This is a genomic window from Peribacillus sp. NPDC096447, assembly GCF_044762725.1.
Lineage (GTDB): Bacteria > Bacillota > Bacilli > Bacillales > DSM-1321 > Peribacillus.
In genome coordinates this window covers 177,703-193,747 of record NZ_JBIWEV010000007.1, presented here as the reverse complement: position 1 = coordinate 193,747, position 16,045 = coordinate 177,703, and the positions used below count along the sequence as shown (strand labels likewise).

The 16,045-nt window shown below is 41.4% G+C and carries 22 protein-coding genes; 11 read left to right on the top strand and 11 right to left on the bottom strand.

The window, feature by feature from the left end:
- Positions 1–13: 13 nt before the first annotated feature.
- Positions 14–1,078, top strand: coding sequence for a DctP family TRAP transporter solute-binding subunit (locus ACIQZD_RS22585; RefSeq protein WP_402906598.1), 1,065 nt, complete (start codon positions 14–16; stop codon positions 1,076–1,078).
- Positions 1,079–1,130: 52 nt separating this feature from the next.
- On the opposite strand, the gene ACIQZD_RS22580 is transcribed toward ACIQZD_RS22585, so the two are convergent.
- Together ACIQZD_RS22580 and yidD are read right to left on the bottom strand one after the other, a co-directional pair.
- The gene (locus ACIQZD_RS22580; protein WP_402906596.1) at positions 1,131–2,171 is read right to left on the bottom strand and encodes a metal ABC transporter solute-binding protein, Zn/Mn family; all 1,041 of its coding nucleotides are present in this window, start codon (positions 2,169–2,171) and stop codon (positions 1,131–1,133) included.
- A gap of 120 nt (positions 2,172–2,291) precedes the next feature.
- The gene (yidD, locus tag ACIQZD_RS22575; RefSeq protein ID WP_402906630.1) at positions 2,292–2,513 is read right to left on the bottom strand and encodes a membrane protein insertion efficiency factor YidD; all 222 of its coding nucleotides are present in this window, start codon (positions 2,511–2,513) and stop codon (positions 2,292–2,294) included.
- A 209-nt stretch (positions 2,514–2,722) separates the two neighbouring features.
- Here yidD and ACIQZD_RS22570 point away from each other — a divergent pair, with 209 nt between their 5' ends.
- Complete coding sequence (locus ACIQZD_RS22570; protein WP_137019600.1) at positions 2,723–3,196, top strand: S-ribosylhomocysteine lyase; 474 nt, start codon at positions 2,723–2,725, stop codon at positions 3,194–3,196.
- Positions 3,197–3,234: 38 nt separating this feature from the next.
- Here the strand turns inward: ACIQZD_RS22570 and ytzI are convergent, their stop codons facing one another.
- Positions 3,235–3,390, bottom strand: a complete 156-nt coding sequence (gene ytzI, locus ACIQZD_RS22565; protein ID WP_101225577.1) for a YtzI protein — start codon at positions 3,388–3,390, stop codon at positions 3,235–3,237.
- Between the two features lie 124 nt (positions 3,391–3,514).
- On the opposite strand from ytzI, the gene ACIQZD_RS22560 reads away from it, so the two are divergent.
- A complete protein-coding gene (locus ACIQZD_RS22560; protein WP_352926065.1) occupies positions 3,515–3,955 on the top strand; it encodes a Dps family protein in 441 nt (146 codons plus the stop codon).
- Positions 3,956–4,052: 97 nt separating this feature from the next.
- Here the strand turns inward: ACIQZD_RS22560 and ACIQZD_RS22555 are convergent, their stop codons facing one another.
- Complete coding sequence (locus tag ACIQZD_RS22555) at positions 4,053–4,319, bottom strand: DUF6154 family protein (protein ID WP_402906592.1); 267 nt, start codon at positions 4,317–4,319, stop codon at positions 4,053–4,055.
- Positions 4,320–4,551: 232 nt separating this feature from the next.
- On the opposite strand from ACIQZD_RS22555, the gene ACIQZD_RS22550 reads away from it, so the two are divergent.
- Together ACIQZD_RS22550 and ytkD are read left to right on the top strand one after the other, a co-directional pair.
- On the top strand, positions 4,552–4,896 hold the full coding sequence (locus ACIQZD_RS22550; protein WP_402906590.1) for a hydrolase: 345 nt from the start codon (positions 4,552–4,554) through the stop codon (positions 4,894–4,896).
- Between the two features lie 114 nt (positions 4,897–5,010).
- Positions 5,011–5,481, top strand: a complete 471-nt coding sequence (gene ytkD, locus ACIQZD_RS22545; protein ID WP_402906588.1) for an RNA deprotection pyrophosphohydrolase — start codon at positions 5,011–5,013, stop codon at positions 5,479–5,481.
- On the opposite strand, the gene ACIQZD_RS22540 is transcribed toward ytkD, so the two are convergent.
- The 4 genes from ACIQZD_RS22540 to ACIQZD_RS22525 are packed head-to-tail and all read right to left on the bottom strand — an operon-like array spanning position 5,443 to position 8,444.
- Complete coding sequence (locus tag ACIQZD_RS22540; RefSeq protein ID WP_402906586.1) at positions 5,443–5,805, bottom strand: hypothetical protein; 363 nt, start codon at positions 5,803–5,805, stop codon at positions 5,443–5,445. The genes ytkD and ACIQZD_RS22540 overlap by 39 nt on opposite strands.
- A 58-nt stretch (positions 5,806–5,863) precedes the next feature.
- A complete protein-coding gene (locus ACIQZD_RS22535) occupies positions 5,864–6,655 on the bottom strand; it encodes an ABC transporter permease (protein WP_230160637.1) in 792 nt (263 codons plus the stop codon).
- On the bottom strand, positions 6,645–7,415 hold the full coding sequence (locus tag ACIQZD_RS22530; protein WP_137019594.1) for an ABC transporter ATP-binding protein: 771 nt from the start codon (positions 7,413–7,415) through the stop codon (positions 6,645–6,647). Before ACIQZD_RS22530 ends, ACIQZD_RS22535 begins: the two co-directional genes overlap by 11 nt.
- A gap of 27 nt (positions 7,416–7,442) precedes the next feature.
- The gene (locus ACIQZD_RS22525; protein WP_402906582.1) at positions 7,443–8,444 is read right to left on the bottom strand and encodes an ABC transporter substrate-binding protein; all 1,002 of its coding nucleotides are present in this window, start codon (positions 8,442–8,444) and stop codon (positions 7,443–7,445) included.
- Positions 8,445–8,579: 135 nt separating this feature from the next.
- On the opposite strand from ACIQZD_RS22525, the gene ACIQZD_RS22520 reads away from it, so the two are divergent.
- The 4 genes from ACIQZD_RS22520 to ACIQZD_RS22505 all read left to right on the top strand — a co-directional run bounded on the left by ACIQZD_RS22520 (position 8,580) and on the right by ACIQZD_RS22505 (position 11,225).
- Entirely contained in the window at positions 8,580–9,368 is a 789-nt protein-coding gene (locus ACIQZD_RS22520) for an alpha/beta hydrolase family protein (protein ID WP_241594698.1), read from the top strand.
- Positions 9,369–9,416: 48 nt separating this feature from the next.
- Positions 9,417–9,659: a DUF2584 domain-containing protein gene (locus tag ACIQZD_RS22515; RefSeq protein ID WP_101225571.1), complete on the top strand. Its 243-nt coding sequence runs from the start codon at positions 9,417–9,419 to the stop codon at positions 9,657–9,659.
- Positions 9,660–9,959: 300 nt separating this feature from the next.
- Positions 9,960–10,412, top strand: a complete 453-nt coding sequence (locus tag ACIQZD_RS22510; RefSeq protein WP_402906628.1) for a 2-thiouracil desulfurase family protein — start codon at positions 9,960–9,962, stop codon at positions 10,410–10,412.
- A gap of 42 nt (positions 10,413–10,454) precedes the next feature.
- Positions 10,455–11,225, top strand: coding sequence for a sulfite exporter TauE/SafE family protein (locus ACIQZD_RS22505; protein ID WP_402906579.1), 771 nt, complete (start codon positions 10,455–10,457; stop codon positions 11,223–11,225).
- A 60-nt stretch (positions 11,226–11,285) separates the two neighbouring features.
- On the opposite strand, the gene ACIQZD_RS22500 is transcribed toward ACIQZD_RS22505, so the two are convergent.
- The 3 genes from ACIQZD_RS22500 to wecB all read right to left on the bottom strand — a co-directional run bounded on the left by ACIQZD_RS22500 (position 11,286) and on the right by wecB (position 13,302).
- Positions 11,286–11,693 carry a VOC family protein gene (locus tag ACIQZD_RS22500; RefSeq protein ID WP_402906577.1) on the bottom strand — a complete coding sequence of 136 codons (408 nt, stop codon included), beginning with the start codon at positions 11,691–11,693 and terminating at the stop codon, positions 11,286–11,288.
- Between the two features lie 129 nt (positions 11,694–11,822).
- Positions 11,823–11,966 (bottom strand): Fe3+ hydroxamate ABC transporter substrate-binding protein, encoded by a 144-nt coding sequence (locus ACIQZD_RS22495; RefSeq protein ID WP_402906575.1) that lies wholly within the window; start codon positions 11,964–11,966, stop codon positions 11,823–11,825.
- A 199-nt stretch (positions 11,967–12,165) separates the two neighbouring features.
- Positions 12,166–13,302: a non-hydrolyzing UDP-N-acetylglucosamine 2-epimerase gene (gene wecB / locus ACIQZD_RS22490; protein ID WP_402906573.1), complete on the bottom strand. Its 1,137-nt coding sequence runs from the start codon at positions 13,300–13,302 to the stop codon at positions 12,166–12,168.
- A gap of 195 nt (positions 13,303–13,497) precedes the next feature.
- On the opposite strand from wecB, the gene ACIQZD_RS22485 reads away from it, so the two are divergent.
- Both ACIQZD_RS22485 and ACIQZD_RS22480 read left to right on the top strand, forming a co-directional pair.
- Complete coding sequence (locus ACIQZD_RS22485) at positions 13,498–14,703, top strand: glycosyltransferase family 4 protein (protein WP_402906571.1); 1,206 nt, start codon at positions 13,498–13,500, stop codon at positions 14,701–14,703.
- Between the two features lie 23 nt (positions 14,704–14,726).
- Positions 14,727–16,043, top strand: a complete 1,317-nt coding sequence (locus ACIQZD_RS22480) for a glycosyltransferase (protein WP_402906569.1) — start codon at positions 14,727–14,729, stop codon at positions 16,041–16,043.
- The last annotated feature ends 2 nt before the right edge of the window (positions 16,044–16,045 follow it).

Here is a 16,045-nt window from a genome sequence, read left to right as displayed (position 1 = left end):
AGGAGTTGTCGGTATGCGTGCATTATGGGGGTACTTCTTATTAATTGGCTTGGGGCTGTTGATAGCCGTGTATATATCGTTTCAATCGTTCTTTACAAGCTTCGGTTTCAATTTGCCGAAGGATGAGGAGCAGGTCGGGATGAAGGATCAAATCGTGATTAAGTTCAGTCATGTCGTTGCCGAAAATACACCTAAAGGGCTAGCTGCGAACCGATTTGCCCAACTAGTCGATGAATATACAGATCATCGTGTCAAAATTGAAGTTTATCCTAATCAGTCATTATATAGTGATCATGAAGAAATCGAAGCATTACAAGAAAACAAGGTGCAGATGATTGCACCGACTACATCTAAAATTACGAGCATATCAAAGAAATGGATGCTATTGGACCTCCCTTACGTTTTTCCAACGGACGCTGCCTTGCAGGAAGCGTTGAATGGGGAAGTGGGGGAAGAGCTGCTAAAGCAGCTGAATACCATCGATATCGAGGGACTCGCATTTTGGTCGAATAACTATAAACAGATCACAAGCAGTAAACCGATACGGCATCCAAGTGATTTTGCAGGAAAGAATTTTAGAATCATGCCAAGTGCAGTCCTGGAAACTCAATTCAAGCATTTTGGGGCGACAACTGCTGAGCTGCAGTTTAATGAAACATATAAAAGCCTTGAAATTAAAGAAACGGACAGCCAGGAAAATACGATTTCGAATATTTATTCCAAGAAAATATATGAGGTGCAAAATTATTTAACGATCAGTGATCACGGTTATTTAGGTTATGTCGTCATGATAAACAAGCCGTTTTGGAACAAACTCCCGTTGGATATTCAGCAGCAAATCCAAAGGGCGATGGATGATACAACGAAATGGCTATGGATCAAATCAAATGAATTGAATCAGGAACAGCTTCGGGAAATCCAGCAAAAATCGAATATCGACATCTATACACTGTCAGATGAAGAAAAGAAAGAATGGATGAATGAGATGACTGTCATTTATCCGGATTTCGAATCAACGATTGGAACCGAATTGATGACGAAAATGAAAAAGATCCGTGAGAAGCATTTAAAGGAATAACTATATGATGGGGACAAAAAAGGAGCGGACCCAAAGGGCCTGCTCCTTTTTTCTATTGCAATGCAGTTTGCAGTGTCTTGATGTTCTTTTCCATTAAACTGAAGTAATCTTCGCCGGCTTCGATATCTTTATCCGTCAACACTGAAAGGTTATGGAGCTCAAGTGATTTCGCTCCCATTTCCTTTTGGATGATCTCAGTTAGTTTAGAACTGATATTCTGTTCAAAGATGACGTAGTTCAAGTCTTCTTCTTCAGCCATGGTTACGATTTTCCCCAGTTCCTTTTGAGAAGGTTCGTTTGATGACGTTAGTCCTGTGACGCCAATTTGTTCCAATCCGTAGCGTTCCTCCCAATAACCATATGCAGAATGGGAAACGATGACCTTATTGGTACGGCCCGATTCGATCGTCGTCGCAAATTTTTCATCAAGAGCCTCAAGCTTTTCGGAAAGCTCATTGAATTGGCGGTTGAAATATTCTTCCTGTTCCGGCATTTTTTTCGTTAATTCATCCTTGATGGTTTTAGCCATGTCAATGGAATAGATTGGATCTAACCACAAATGGGGATTAACTCCTCCATGATCATGACCGTCTTCTTCATTTGCATGTTCGTCTTCATTTGCATGTTCGTCTTCATTTGCATGTTCGTCTTCATTTGCATGTTCGTCTTCATTCGCGTGTTCGTCTTCATTTGCATGCTCGTCTTCATTTGCATGCTCATCTTCATCTAGATGAACCGTTTCGCCCACCGCAACTGTACTGACGCCTTCTTTACTTAGAATTGGTTCAGCCTTGGTTACAAAGCCTTCAAGATTATAGCCAATATAGAAAAACAGGTCTGACTCAGCCATTTTTACAATATCTTTTTGAGAGGGTTCGAATGAGTGTTCATCCGTTCCGGGAGGATAAACCGTCTCGACGTTTACGTACTCCCCGCCAATGGCCTCAGTGAAGTATTGTAAAGGGTAAACCGTCGTATATATATCCAAGGCATCCTTGGTTTCTTCTTTACTCGATTCTCCCTTCGAGTTGCCGCAGGCTGACAGAAATACCGCAGTAACAAGGAAAAGCGAGAGCAATGCTCGAATTTTCATATGAAATGCTCCTTTATAATTCGTATTGATTACGATTTGAATTTTATGGGTAAAAACGAAATGATTACGATTTGACTTCTGTATGATACAAAAGATTGCAAAAGAAAGCAAGGTTTTTTTCTAATGGTCCTCACTTTTTTTCTTTTTTTCAGGAACAAGATCAATGCCTCCTGGATGAAATGGATGACATTTAAGAATCCGGATGAGTGCAAGCCAGCTTCCTTTTATCGGTCCAAAACGATTGATCGCTTCCAAACCATAATGGGAACAAGTTGGATAAAAACGGCAGGTGGGCGGTTTTAATGGAGAAAGAGCAACTTGGTAAAAACGGATGATTCCCATTAATATTTTTTTCAACACGATGCTTTCATCTCTTTTCGGGTAATTTGACTATCCTCAATTATAGCATATTTTCTAAATTTCCAATAAGGGTAAAAAAGGAATAAGCATATTGGTAATCCGATTGATATAATGAGAATTAATTTTAAAGGATGAAATATATTGTTATTCAAGGTAAAATAGAGATGACATACAATTAAGGAGTGAATTAAATGCCTTCAGTTGAAAGCTTTGAATTAGATCATAACGCTGTTAAAGCCCCATATGTTAGACATTGCGGTGTCCATAAGGTAGGAACAGACGGTGTTGTTAATAAATTTGATATCCGTTTTTGCCAGCCGAATAAACAAGCGATGAAGCCGGATACGATCCATACCCTGGAACACTTGCTTGCATTCAATATCCGTAAGCATTCCGAGCGCTACGATCACTTTGATATCATCGACATTTCGCCAATGGGATGTCAAACAGGATATTACCTTGTGGTAAGCGGCGAGCCGACAGTGACCGAAATCATCGATGTTCTTGAAGATACATTCAAGGATGCCGTTACAATTACCGAAATTCCTGCTGCAAACGAAAAACAATGCGGCCAAGCAAAATTGCATGATCTTGAAGGAGCTAAGAAATTGATGAATTTCTGGCTTGCACAAGATAAAGAAGATCTTCATAAAGTTTTTGGTTAATAAAAAAAGTTCCTGTCTATTTGTGACAGGAACTTTTTTCATTTTTCGGGTTCTTCTTTTTTCCCCTCATCCTCGGGCAAAGGTTCGACGGGATCCACTGTATGCTTGTAGCTGTAACCTTTTCCGATTGTTAGGACCGATAATGCCAATACAATCAGAATCACAATAATTGAGATAACTAAAACCGTAATCATACTTTACAGCTCCTAACGTTCACAATTTAGATTCATTTTAGCATAAGAACAGAGTCAGATAATGTTTCAATTTTCGAATAGAGGGAATTATAAAGGTATAACCAACTTACGGAGGTAGATATTTATGGCTCAGAAAAAATTAGGTACTTTAGTGAATAAGGAAATTGCAAACTTCAGTGTTCTTTATACGAAAATTCATAATTACCACTGGTTCGTGAATGGACCGCACTTCTTTGAACTTCACCAAAAGCTGGAAGAGTTATATAAAGAAGTGACATCCAACTATGACGAATTGGCTGAAAGACTATTGGCCATTGGTGAAAAGCCGGTTGCTACCCTTAAAGAGTACCTGGAATTAACGACGATCGAAGAAGCGACAGGTAATGAAAATACAGAAGATATGGTTCAAAGCGTCATCAGTGATTTTGAGAAGCTTTCCGAAGAGTTCCTGGAAATCATCGAAGTTGCCGAAGAAGAAGATCCGGTTACGGCTGATATGCTGACAGGCATGAAGAAAAGCTTAAACAAACATGCTTGGATGCTGCGTGCCTATTTAGGACATTAAGATATAGGAAAAGCCCTGCTTCGGTAGGGCTTTTTTTTTATGGGTAAAACAATAAAAAAGGCATCCATCAAAAGAGGGACACCTGACAAGGTATGTATTAATGAATATTCCTAGGCGGAAAATGTGTAGGTTTCGTGTCGTTCATACTATTTTGAGCGAACTTCCCTTTTAACGTTTCAATAATGTAAAGGCCCATTAAATTGGTTAGTTCTTGATCATCCATCTCTTGAAGCAATTCGAAAATTTCCTTGCGGTCAAGCTGTTCCAAAACCGCAAAAGTAAGCATATCAATATCTTCTTCATCACCAGTCATCTTATCACGGTACATATTGTATAATTCTTCAATTAACTTCAAAACTTTCACCTCACATTTATTAGAAATCCGTTATCTCTTTATATGTAGGTTATCAAAAAAACCTCTGGGTGCATATAAAAATCTTAAGGGATGCTTGGGCTTATTATATGTTTTACCCTTTGAAAGATACTTTAATCTATTATTTAACAACTTTGTTCTTCTGTAAACAAAATTTTCCATTGTATGAAGTAGGGAAATACGTGAAAAATAAGCGTAGGATATATGGAAAGGGTGGATGGATGTGTCTGAAAACAGGAAAAAATATTACATTTGGATTCCAAATGGGCAGATAACACAAGATAGGGAAAGTTCTCCATGGAATTTCGAGATCGAGGCGACAGATAATGAAATCATCCAATTACGTGAATTATTTGATTATAATTATTCTGTAGGGGAAGAAAATTTTTACCGGGCACATGTCCCATACCTTCAATATCATTTTGACCGTGAAAATGATAAACAGGATATCACTCTCCAAAAAATTTACGAGATGATTTATGCCCTAGGTACTGAAGAAGGAAGACGGCATATAGAAAGCATGGGGATTTTACAGGCAAAACCAACAGACGATGGCCTCGAATATTGAGGATCCATCGTTTTTTTGATGTGATGCAGGTTCTCGCTGGATAGTGGTTTTTTTTACCCATATAATGAATGAAGGGGCATAGCATTATTTCTTATACGGAGAGAAGGGGAAAAAATGAAACGTTTTCTTGATAAGAACGGATATAAGGTCGAATTCTCCGAGAATCCTGTCTTTGGAGAGTCTTGGCATGTTTTTGTACTCAGCAGATATAAGGGCAGATGGGTATTGACCAAACACAGAGAACGGGGATTGGAGTTCCCTGGAGGTAAACGGGAAGCAGGGGAATCGATTGAAGAAACAGCCATACGTGAAGTGTATGAAGAAACAGGTGGCTTGGTGGGCCAGCTGCAATTTTTGGGACAATATAAGGTACATCATCCAGTCAAACCATTTGTTAAATCGATATACTATGCTGCATTGCGTGGGGTAGAAAAGAAACAAAATTACCTGGAAACGGATGGCCCGGTCTTTTTGGAAGCATTGCCGGATGTACTCGGTGAGGAGTTTAGTTTCATCATGAAAGATGAAATTGTACCGTTGAGCTTATCAAGACTGGATGAGGGCACTTTGGTGAGAAACGATTGAATCGACGGTATTCACGAGTAAATGGGTGAAACTCACGAGTAAACTGCCGGTATTCACGAGTAAACCGGCGAGAATACGTGTAAATCGCTTGAATTCAAGAGTAAAAGCCTTATTCACGAGTAAACCGCCAGAATTCACGAGTAAACCGGCGAGAATACGTGTAAACCGCTTGAATTCAAGAGTAAAAGCCTTATTCACGAGTAAACCGCCAGAATTCACGAGTAAAACACCGAAACTCACGAGTAAATGGCCGAAATTCACGAGTAAACCGCCGAAACTCACGAGTAAACCGCCGAATATCACAAGTAAACATCCGAAACTCAACTAAATTCATTTTTCACCTCAAGAAATGAAAAACTGCCGAGGTTTATCGGCAGTTTGGTTAGTCTTTGATTAATTTTCTCTCGAGTAGTTCTACTAGTTGATACATGATTGTGGCAAATACTGCAATGATCATTAAGGCAAGCATTACGAGGGTGAAGTTGAAGACTTGAAAGCCATAAATGATTAGGTAGCCGAGCCCTTTGGCTGAAACAAGGAATTCCCCTACGATGACGCCGACCCAGGAGAGGCCGACATTCACTTTCAATGTTGAGATGATCGTTGGGAAGGAGGCGGGTAATATGGCTTCCCGAAAAGCTTGTGTTCTTGTGGCGCCAAAAGTTTGGAGCACCTTCAGGTAGTTCGGGTCCACTTCGCGAAATGCGGTGTAGACGACGATGGTGGTGATGATGATGGAGATGATCGCCCCCATCGAGATGATGGATGGAAAGCCAGGGCCGAATGCTACGATGATGATGGGGCCGAGTGCCACTTTCGGCATGGCATTTAAAATGACGAGATAGGGGTCAAGTGTTTTGGATAATCTTGGCGACCACCAAAGCAGGGATGCCAGGATCGTTCCAAGCAGTGTCCCTATGATAAAGCCGAGAACGGTCTCGAATAAAGTCACTCCGGAATGGGATAGAAGTGTTCCATCACCCAATTTCTGTATGAAAAGATGCCACACTTTAGTTGGGGAGCTGAAGATGAGCGGATCGATCACTTCCATTCTGGATAAAAGTTCCCAACTGCTGAAAAAAACGATGAAAATCAGGATCTGATAAAAGCGAATGAGCCTGTTTTCTTTTTTTAATGAGGTTTTATATTGGTTATGAAGCTGTTCAATATTCAAGGCTCTCAAGCTCCTTCCAGATCGTTTGGAATAGCGTCGGATACTGTGGATGGTTGCGTGCATGGAAAGGCGTGAGTTCCCGCAGTTCATCGGGCACCTTGAAGGTTTTGTGCACGCTTCCCGGGTTCGCGGAAAACAGATAGATGCGGTCACTCATAGCAATTGCTTCACCGATATCATGGGTGACGAGCACAGCTGTCTTTCCGAAGGATTTCAGGGTTTCAAAAACAAGGTCTTCCAGCTTCAACTTCGTTTGGTAATCAAGGGCCGAAAACGGTTCGTCAAGCAAAAGGATTTTTGGGTCGACCGCCAGTGTCCGTGCCAGTGCAGCCCTTTGTCTCATTCCTCCCGAGAGTTCGCGCGGATATAATTTTCCGGTGCCTCCCAATCCAACGTCACTTAAAAGTTTCAGCGTTTTTATTCTCTCAAGACCTTCATCTTTTTTAATCAGTTTCAATCCTAATAAAATATTTTCTTCAATCGTCTTCCATGGAAATAGATAATCCTGCTGCAGCATATAGCCGATTGAAAGGTCACTGTTGGCTTTCAGCGGTTTGTTTTCGAGCAGGATCTTTCCTGCAGTGGGCGGAAATAGCCCGGCGATGATGGAAAGCAGGGTGGTTTTTCCGCAGCCGCTCGGACCTAGAAAAGAGACGAATTCACCTTTTTCAATGTCGAGGGAAATGTCCGCTAGTGCGGTCGCTGCCGTCTGATTTGAAAAATAAGTATGGTGAATGTCTTGGATTTTTAAAAAGCTCATCGGACATCCTCCTTACCTTTTGCTATGCTATTTTGTGACTTCTTCAGCAAAATCTGTATTGACCAGCTCTTCATGGCTTATACGTGAAGGCAGCTCGCCTGCTTCATCCATGATGTTTTGCAGATTGTTCCATTCTTCTTCATCAAGAATGGGGTCGGTGGCAAAGGAACCTTGTTCTTTGTAGCGGTTGATAACTGTTTCCATCGTTTCGATATTGGTATCTTCAAAATACGGCTGAATGACTTCGGCAATTTCGGCAGCATCATTTTCCTGAACCCAATCCTGTGCTTTTTTCAATGCCCTCGTGAATTTTTCGACAGTCTCTTTGTCTTCTTTCAAATAGCTTTCCTTAGCCATATAAACTGTATAGGGAAGATGCCCGGACTCGGTGCCGAAAGAAGCGACGATATAGCCTTTTCCTTCTTTTTCAAACACACTGGCCGTTGGTTCGAACAGTTGAACAAAATCGCCGGTTCCGGAAGCGAAGGCAGTTGCGACATTCGCAAAATCAATGTTCTGGATGAGGTTCAAATCTTTTTTCGGATCTATGTTATGTTTTTTCAATACGAACTCGCCGGCCATTTGCGGCATCCCGCCTTTTCGCTGGCCTAGGAATGTAGAGTTTTTCAGCATATCCCAATTGAAGTTATCAATTTTTTCACGTGAAACAAGAAACGTTCCATCCGTCTGTGTTAATTGAGCGAAGTTGATGACGGGGTCGTTCGAACCTTGTGCCTGAACGTAAATCGATGTTTCAGAGCCAACGAGAGCTATATCCGCCCCATCGGACAGAAGCGTGGTCATCGTCTTGTCGCCGCCTGCCGTAGTTTTCAAATCAATGCTGAGACCCTCATCTTTAAAAAATCCTTTTTCAATCGCTACATATTGGGGTGTATAGAAAAGGGAGCGGGTTACTTCGGCAACCCTGACCTTCGTTGTTTCCTGTTCTTTGTTGCCGCATGCTCCAAGCGGGATCACCAGCATGCACAGAAGTAAAAATACGACACCTGCTTTACACCATTTTTTCAAAATTCCTTCCTCCTTGATATATAGGTATTTTGCCTACATTATCGTATGAACGGAAGAAAAAAATGTGAATGCCTCGCAGGGGATAAAAACAAGCGGATGTTTTACAATAAGATTAAAGAGAAAGGAGAGTGGAAATTGGAGAACGGAACGATTATTTCAAAACGGCGGTTTCCATCACCGCATCCACGAATCCATCTTTATTCAGTTACGTACATATCACAAGGCCTGAAGGTAAAGGGGTTGCTGGCTGAACCTGTTGATGGCGAAATACACGATGCCTTCTTATATTTACGCGGCGGTATTAAAAATGTCGGCAAGGTGAGGCCCGCTAGGATCGTGCAGTATGCCGTAGAAGGTTTCATCGTTTTTGCCCCTTTTTACCGTGGGAATCAAGGCGGAGAGGGAGATGAGGATTTTGGAGGCGAAGATAGATTCGATGCGATATCAGGATTCAATCTTCTTGAACAGCATCCCCGAGTGAATAAGGATCACATTCATATCCTTGGATTTTCCCGTGGGGGCATCATGGCGCTTTGGACGGGGATTTACTGCAGGAATGCAGCGTCGATCGTCACATGGGGTGGAGTGTCGGATATGTTTTTAACATATGTCGAACGTGTCGATATGCGGCGGATGATGAAGCGGGTCATCGGCGGTACACCTAAAAAATGCCCCGATCAATATGAATACCGTACGCCATTGTTTGCGATTGAAGATTTGAATGTACCCGTACTGATCATTCATGGTGAAAAAGATGACAATGTCGCCATTGAACACGCGTACCGGTTGGAAAAAAGGTTGAAAATGCATGACAAAGAGGTCGAAAGCTGGTATTTCCCTCAATTCACACATTACTTCCCACCGGCCGTGAACAGAAAAGTAGTCGAAGATTTAACATCTTGGATGAAAAGTAAAACCGAATAATGATAGAATGAAGTATATACTAAGTATATTAGCAAGGAGGAGATACACATGGGCATGCCTATGGAGCTAAATACCATGATCGTTACAAAAGGGAACGAAACCCGTGAAGAAGAAAACATTTTTCGGCTGTCGAAAGCTGGATACAGGTTATACCCTATCGATATTCCAATCGATGTCCGCAAAACCATTCAATCTGACTCAAGCGGAACAGCCGTTATCCAAAAAATTGAATGGACCAGTGAAAAGACCATCATTACGTACCAACTACTATCACTGAACTCAACTAACTAAATAGACAAGCGCTTGCCGGGAATCGTCTTCGCTGCAAGCGCTTTTTTTGATTGTGTGGCAGAATTCGACCAGATGTGCGAAAAATTCGGGCTGTACGCCAACAATTCGACCGTAAACGCTTATAATTCGACCCACGCACCAACAAATTCGACCGTAAACACTTATAATTCGACCCACGCACCAACAATTCGACCGTAAACGCTTATAATTCGACCCACGCATCAACAAATTCGACCGTATGCACCAATAATCCAACCTACGTGGTAAAATGGTGGAGAGCGCATGATGCGGGGTGATTTGATGATTTTGGTGAGTGCTTGTTTAGCGGGTCTTGAGGTAAGATACAATGGTACACATAGCCTGGATGATGGAATTATGGAATTAATGAGGGAGAAAAAGGCTATAGCGGTTTGTCCAGAGTTGCTTGGCGGTTTTTCAACACCGAGGGAGCCTGCTGAGATAGTTGGCGGTGAAGGTGGGGATGTCCTTGATGGAAAAGCGAAGATCATTGAAAAGTCGGGCAGGGATGTTACGGAATTGTACATAAAGGGAGCCAATCTTACGTTATTGAAAGCCCAGGAGGTAGGGGCGACGTTAGTCGTTTTAAAAGAAAATAGTCCATCCTGTGGAAGTGCCACGATTTATAATGGGAAATTCAAGGGGGAGAAAAAGGTCGGGAATGGAGTGACCGCGGCTTTGCTTAGGCGGCATGGATTCACTGTCATTTCAGAGGAAGGGTTATATGAAAAATGAGTAATGGCATTTTAGATGGTTCTTTTGAAAGAAGGGGAATACATGGAGGATATCAATCTCTATACATTGCTATTTTTAGTACTTGCGGGTTTTATTGCCGCATTCATTGATTCCGTCGTGGGCGGGGGCGGTTTAATTTCCATTCCGGCTTTATTGTTCACGGGGATTTCGCCTTCAGCGGCACTTGCGACTAACAAGCTGGCGGGTACTATGGGATCTTTAACTAGTACGATTTCATTCATTCGGGCTGGAAAGGTGGATTTCAAATTCGTCATCAAGCTGTTTCCGATTACCGTGATTGGAGCGGCGTTAGGAGCATACGTTGTACATTTCGTTTCCGCTGAGATACTGAAGCCCCTCATTTTGATTTTGTTGGTCGTTGTCGCGATTTATACGTTGGTAAAAAAGGATTGGGGTAAAGATGCAAAGTATAAAGGGCTGACAAGGAAGAAAATGATTCTTTTGATAGTCATAATATTTGCGATTGGTTTTTATGATGGTTTTCTTGGACCAGGCACAGGTTCATTTTTATTATTTTCATTTTTGATCATTGGGTTTGATTTTGTCCAGGCTGCCGGGAATGCAAGAATATTGAATTTTGGAAGCAATATTGCCGCACTTATCATTTTCTTATCTATGGGGACCGTTAATTTTGCCTATGGAATTCCGATGGGTCTTGCAATGGTCGCAGGAGCACTGGTAGGAACGAACTTCGCAATTAAAAAAGGTGCTTCCTATGTACGTATATTATTCATTTGCGTCACGATTTTATTGATTGGGAAAAATATCCTTAATTATTTTCATGTGTTTTGATGGGTGGTTTCCTATAAAAATGGCCGGGGATACAAATCGTATTTTCGGCCATTTTTACATTCATTTTGTGAAATTCAAGTCCCAGTGAATGCCGAATTTATCCTTGACCTTACCATACTTAGCTCCCCAAAAGGTATCTTGCAGTTCCATTAAGGATAATCCTTGTTCACACATAACCTCATATAAATGCTTGATTTCCGAGTCGCTTTCACATTCGAGGACCAACGCAACATTATTCCCGGCTTCAAAGGGATTGCCTGGAAACGTATCGGATACCATAATCAACATATCGCCTTTTTTGATTTTGGCATGCAGAACAAGTTCATTCGCTTCTTCAGGTGTTGGGAAATCAGCTTCCCCGTAGGTTTGCATATCGGTAATCTCTGCTTGAAATACCTCTGCATAAAAGGCTAATGCGTCTTTTGCTTGGCCATCGAAGATTAAATAGGGGGTAACTTGATTCTTCATACTAATCCTCCTGTTTCGTGTCATGGCTATCAATTCGACAGGGAGATCTTATCCTCCTTTATATTCATGAGGGCTTAGCTGCATTTTCGATTGTGAATCATGTTCATTTCCCCATCCAAAAAATTAAAATCAAATTTTCTTTTGAAAACAAGCTTCGCAGATGAAACTTCCTTCATTTTTTAAATATGCTTTTATTTCAGTCATCCCTTTATGCTTCGGATAACGTATTTTCACAGAAACGACTTCGTCCCCCTTAATTTCTTTCCCGAACATTTAAACACCTCCAAGCAATGTAAAGTTTTCAATCTAATGTGATTGACTTCAATGAAACTTTGACCTACCCAAGCTATCACATATGTATTTAACATCTTCAAATTCAAATTAGTATTAGTTAGGTACTCTTTACTTAAATCTGGCGCGAAAAAAGCCTGCCGCTTACGTGACAGGCTTTTTTCATTATTATATTTTTATTTCATAATGGAAGGGGGGATTTCATTCCGCAATGCTTCAATAGGATTTCAACTATGCGTTGTGAAGCGAATCCATCTCCATATGGGTTGGAGGCTGTCGCCATTTTTTTATAGGTTTCTTCATTTGTAAGTAAGTTTGTGGCTAATTGATAAATTCGTTCTTCCTCAATTCCAGCCAATAAAAGGGTACCAGCATCGATTCCTTCCGGACGTTCTGTTGTATCGCGTAACACAAGGACAGGAACACCAAGTGAGGGAGCTTCTTCTTGCACGCCTCCGGAATCTGTCAATATTAGATGGGCGTGCGCCGCAAAATTATGAAAATCAAGCACTTCAAGCGGCTCTATTAAGTGAAGTCTTTCCGTTTCCCCAAAAATCCGGTAAGCAATTTCACGGACTACTGGGTTTTTATGAAGCGGGAAAACAACTTGGATATCCTTGTGCTCTTCAAGCAGCCGTTTGACGGAACGGAATATTTCTTCCATTGGTTTTCCGATATTTTCTCGTCTGTGCGCTGTCATCAATAACATACGATCTCCATTCAAACCAGATAGAATCGGATGTTCATAATCTTTCCGTACTGTTGTTTTCAACGCATCGATTGCCGTATTTCCAGTAATATGGATACAATCACTTTTTTTATTTTCCAAAATTAGATTCTCTGCCGCCTGATTTGTTGGAGCAAAGTGCAAATCAGCCAGGACGCCTGTCAGCTGCCTATTCATTTCTTCAGGATATGGAGAATACTTATTACCAGTCCGGAGACCAGCTTCAACGTGACCAATCTGTATCTTATTATAGAAAGCTGCCAAGCTTGCGATGAAAGTTGTCGTTGTATCCCCATGTACGAGGACGATATCCGGTTTTATATCTTTCATGAGCGAACTCAATTTTTCAAGCCCTCGAGTTGTAATCTCTTCTAATGTTTGTCTATCCTTCATCATATCCAAATCGTGATCTGGCTTTATTTTAAAACATTGCAAGACTTGGTCGAGCATTTCCCTATGCTGGGCGGTGACCACCACGATGGTTTCTATTTCTTCTGGATGCTTTTTCAGTTCCAAAACGACTGGTGCCATTTTGATAGCCTCTGGTCTTGTACCAAATACGGTCATGACCTTAATACGTTGTTTAGGCATGCTCATTTCCTCCCCTTCTGAATGTCTCCCCCATTATAACGGGAAGTTCATGGGAAATATAAAAATGAAACAATAATTAACAGAATTTTTACAATTTTAATAGGGACTTTATATTTCTTTAACCTCCAGTTAATATCTGGCATTTACAATATAAAGCAGGAAGTAAGCAAAGCAGAATAGAGGTGATAGGCGAATATGAAAAGCGTCCTGATGATCGTGCAAAACTTTTATCCGGAAATCGGAAGTGCGGGAAATAGAATGAAAAATATATATCTCCATTTGAAAAGAAACGGATTTGAGGTAACGGTCATCACATTGAAGCCGAGTTATCCTAATCAAAGTTTATATCAAGATATAAAGTTTTGGGATGAAGAAAGCATTGAGGAAGATGTCATCAGGATTAAACCGGACAAAGTGAAGAGGTATACAAGCAATATGGGGAAGCGGTTGCTTCATTATCTTGAAGCGATGTGGCTTTTCATTTATACAATCATTCGTCTCGAAAAAAAATATGATTACGTGTTTGCCACGACTCCGCCTATCTTCCCGACACTGGCGGCGTTGATCGCCAAGAAAAAGATGAAAGCGAAACTCATTACCGATGTCAGGGATTTATGGCCGGAATCGTTGATAGGAGTAGGAGTATTTAATAATAAGTGGGTTTTGAAAATCGCTTTCTTCCTGGAAAGGAAGCTATATCGGCATTCAGATTTCATTATCATCAATAGTCCTGGTTTCAGGGATTATATCGTTGCAAAAGGAGTCAAGGAAGAGGCCATCCAATACATTCCTAATTCGCTTACTGCGGATGAGCTGACGTTAAAGAATTTGCTTACACCCGTATCGGAAAAGGTAATCAGAGTCGTTTATGCGGGGAATATCGGACTGGCCCAGGACTTGAAAAAACTGATAGCCGTAGCTGAAAAGCTAAGGGAACATAAACAAATCGAGTTCTCGATGATTGGATATGGATATCGGATATCCGAAGTGGAGAAGGAGATAAGCTCTAGAGGGCTGACCAATATTAAGATGATTAATGCGATGAATCGAAGAGTGACTCTTCATGAAGTTTCAACGTCCCATATTGCCTATGTGAGCTTGGTTGAAAAAGAAGTCTTCGATAAGGTGCTGCCAGGTAAAATCATCGATTATATGTGTGTCGGAATACCCATTGTCGGTGATGTGGACGGCAGGGCCAAGAAGATGCTATCAGAGGCGAAATGCGGGCTGGTGGCAGAGAGCAGAAATGTTGATGAAATCTGTCAGCATATCTTGACCATGGCCTCAGATCCAGCCCTTCGTGAAGAACTGGGGGAAAACGGTCATCGGTATGCTATACAACATTTTCAATGGTCTAAAAATATTAAAGGTCTCATCAATGTGATGGAAGCGTCAGGCTGAAAAATCCGGAAGTGGAGGACAACATGGCGAAGAAAGTATGTATGTTCGTGTGGAATCACTTTACAAACGATGCGAGGGTTCTAAGAGAATGCACAGCGCTTACTGAAGCGGGTTATGAAGTCGATTTAATTGCCATTCATAACTGGAAAATCGAGGGTTTGCCCAAAAAGGAGAAACACCAAAATGGTTTCTCTGTCACTAGGGTGAATAATCGCTGGGATGCGCTTCATAGGATTCTCAGGATCGTAGGCAAATTGAAGAAAAAGAAGTTTGAAATCGTTCTATTGGCCTTATTGGTCTGGAATACGTTGTGGAACTTGAACTTGATCAACGGCTGGTTGGGATCGGCAATACTGTTCGGTTCATTTGCACTCCTTGCGATGGGCACACTGATGATCACTAAAACGAAGCTGCCGACACTATTAACGAGGAGCTACATTTTTGGTCAAATGATCTATCATGGCCGGAAAAGGAAATATGATTTTTATCATTCAAATGACTTGAATACGCTTATGCAGGGAGCGATCAGCAGTAAATGGTTGAGAAGGAAAAAGCTGATTTACGACTCGCATGAAGTACAAACGAGCAGAACGGGATATAATAGCCGAATTTACGGGATGATGGAGAAATTCCTATTAATGTTCGTGGATGAAATGATTGCCGAAAACCATACGAGAGCTAAGTATAACGAAGACTTATATGGTCTGTATCCCAAGGTGGTCCATAACTACCCGATTCCAACCAATCCGGAGGAAAGTACGGCTGTGAATTTGCATGAGCTGCTCGATTTGCCAGAGAATGAACCGATTTTGTTATACCAAGGCGGCGTTCAAATGGGAAGAGGGTTAGAGCAATTGGTTGATGCTGTACCGATGATCGAGGGCGGGACGGTAGTTTTTATCGGAGATGGAAGAATCAAGGATGATTTAATGAAAAAAGTAAGCGACATGAATCTGGAGCATCGTGTGAAGTTCCTGCCGAAGGTTCCGGTCGACGAGCTGCTCCATTATACAAAAAATGCGTATTTAGGTTTTCAGATATTGAATAATGTCTGCTTTAATCACTACTCCGCTTCTTCAAATAAATTGTTTGAATACATGATGAGCGGTGTGCCTGTGGTTGCCTGCAGCTTTCCTGAAATTCAAAAGGTTGTCGATACGGAAAAAATCGGTGTGTGTGTCGATTCACATGATCCAAAATCAATTGCCGAAGGCGTCAATTACTTATTGAAACATCCTGAAAAAAGGGCGGAAATGAGCAATAACTGCCTGAAGGCGCGGCAAAAATACAATTGGAAACAAGAGAAGGAAATCTTTATCGAAATCTATCAAACAGCCTAACA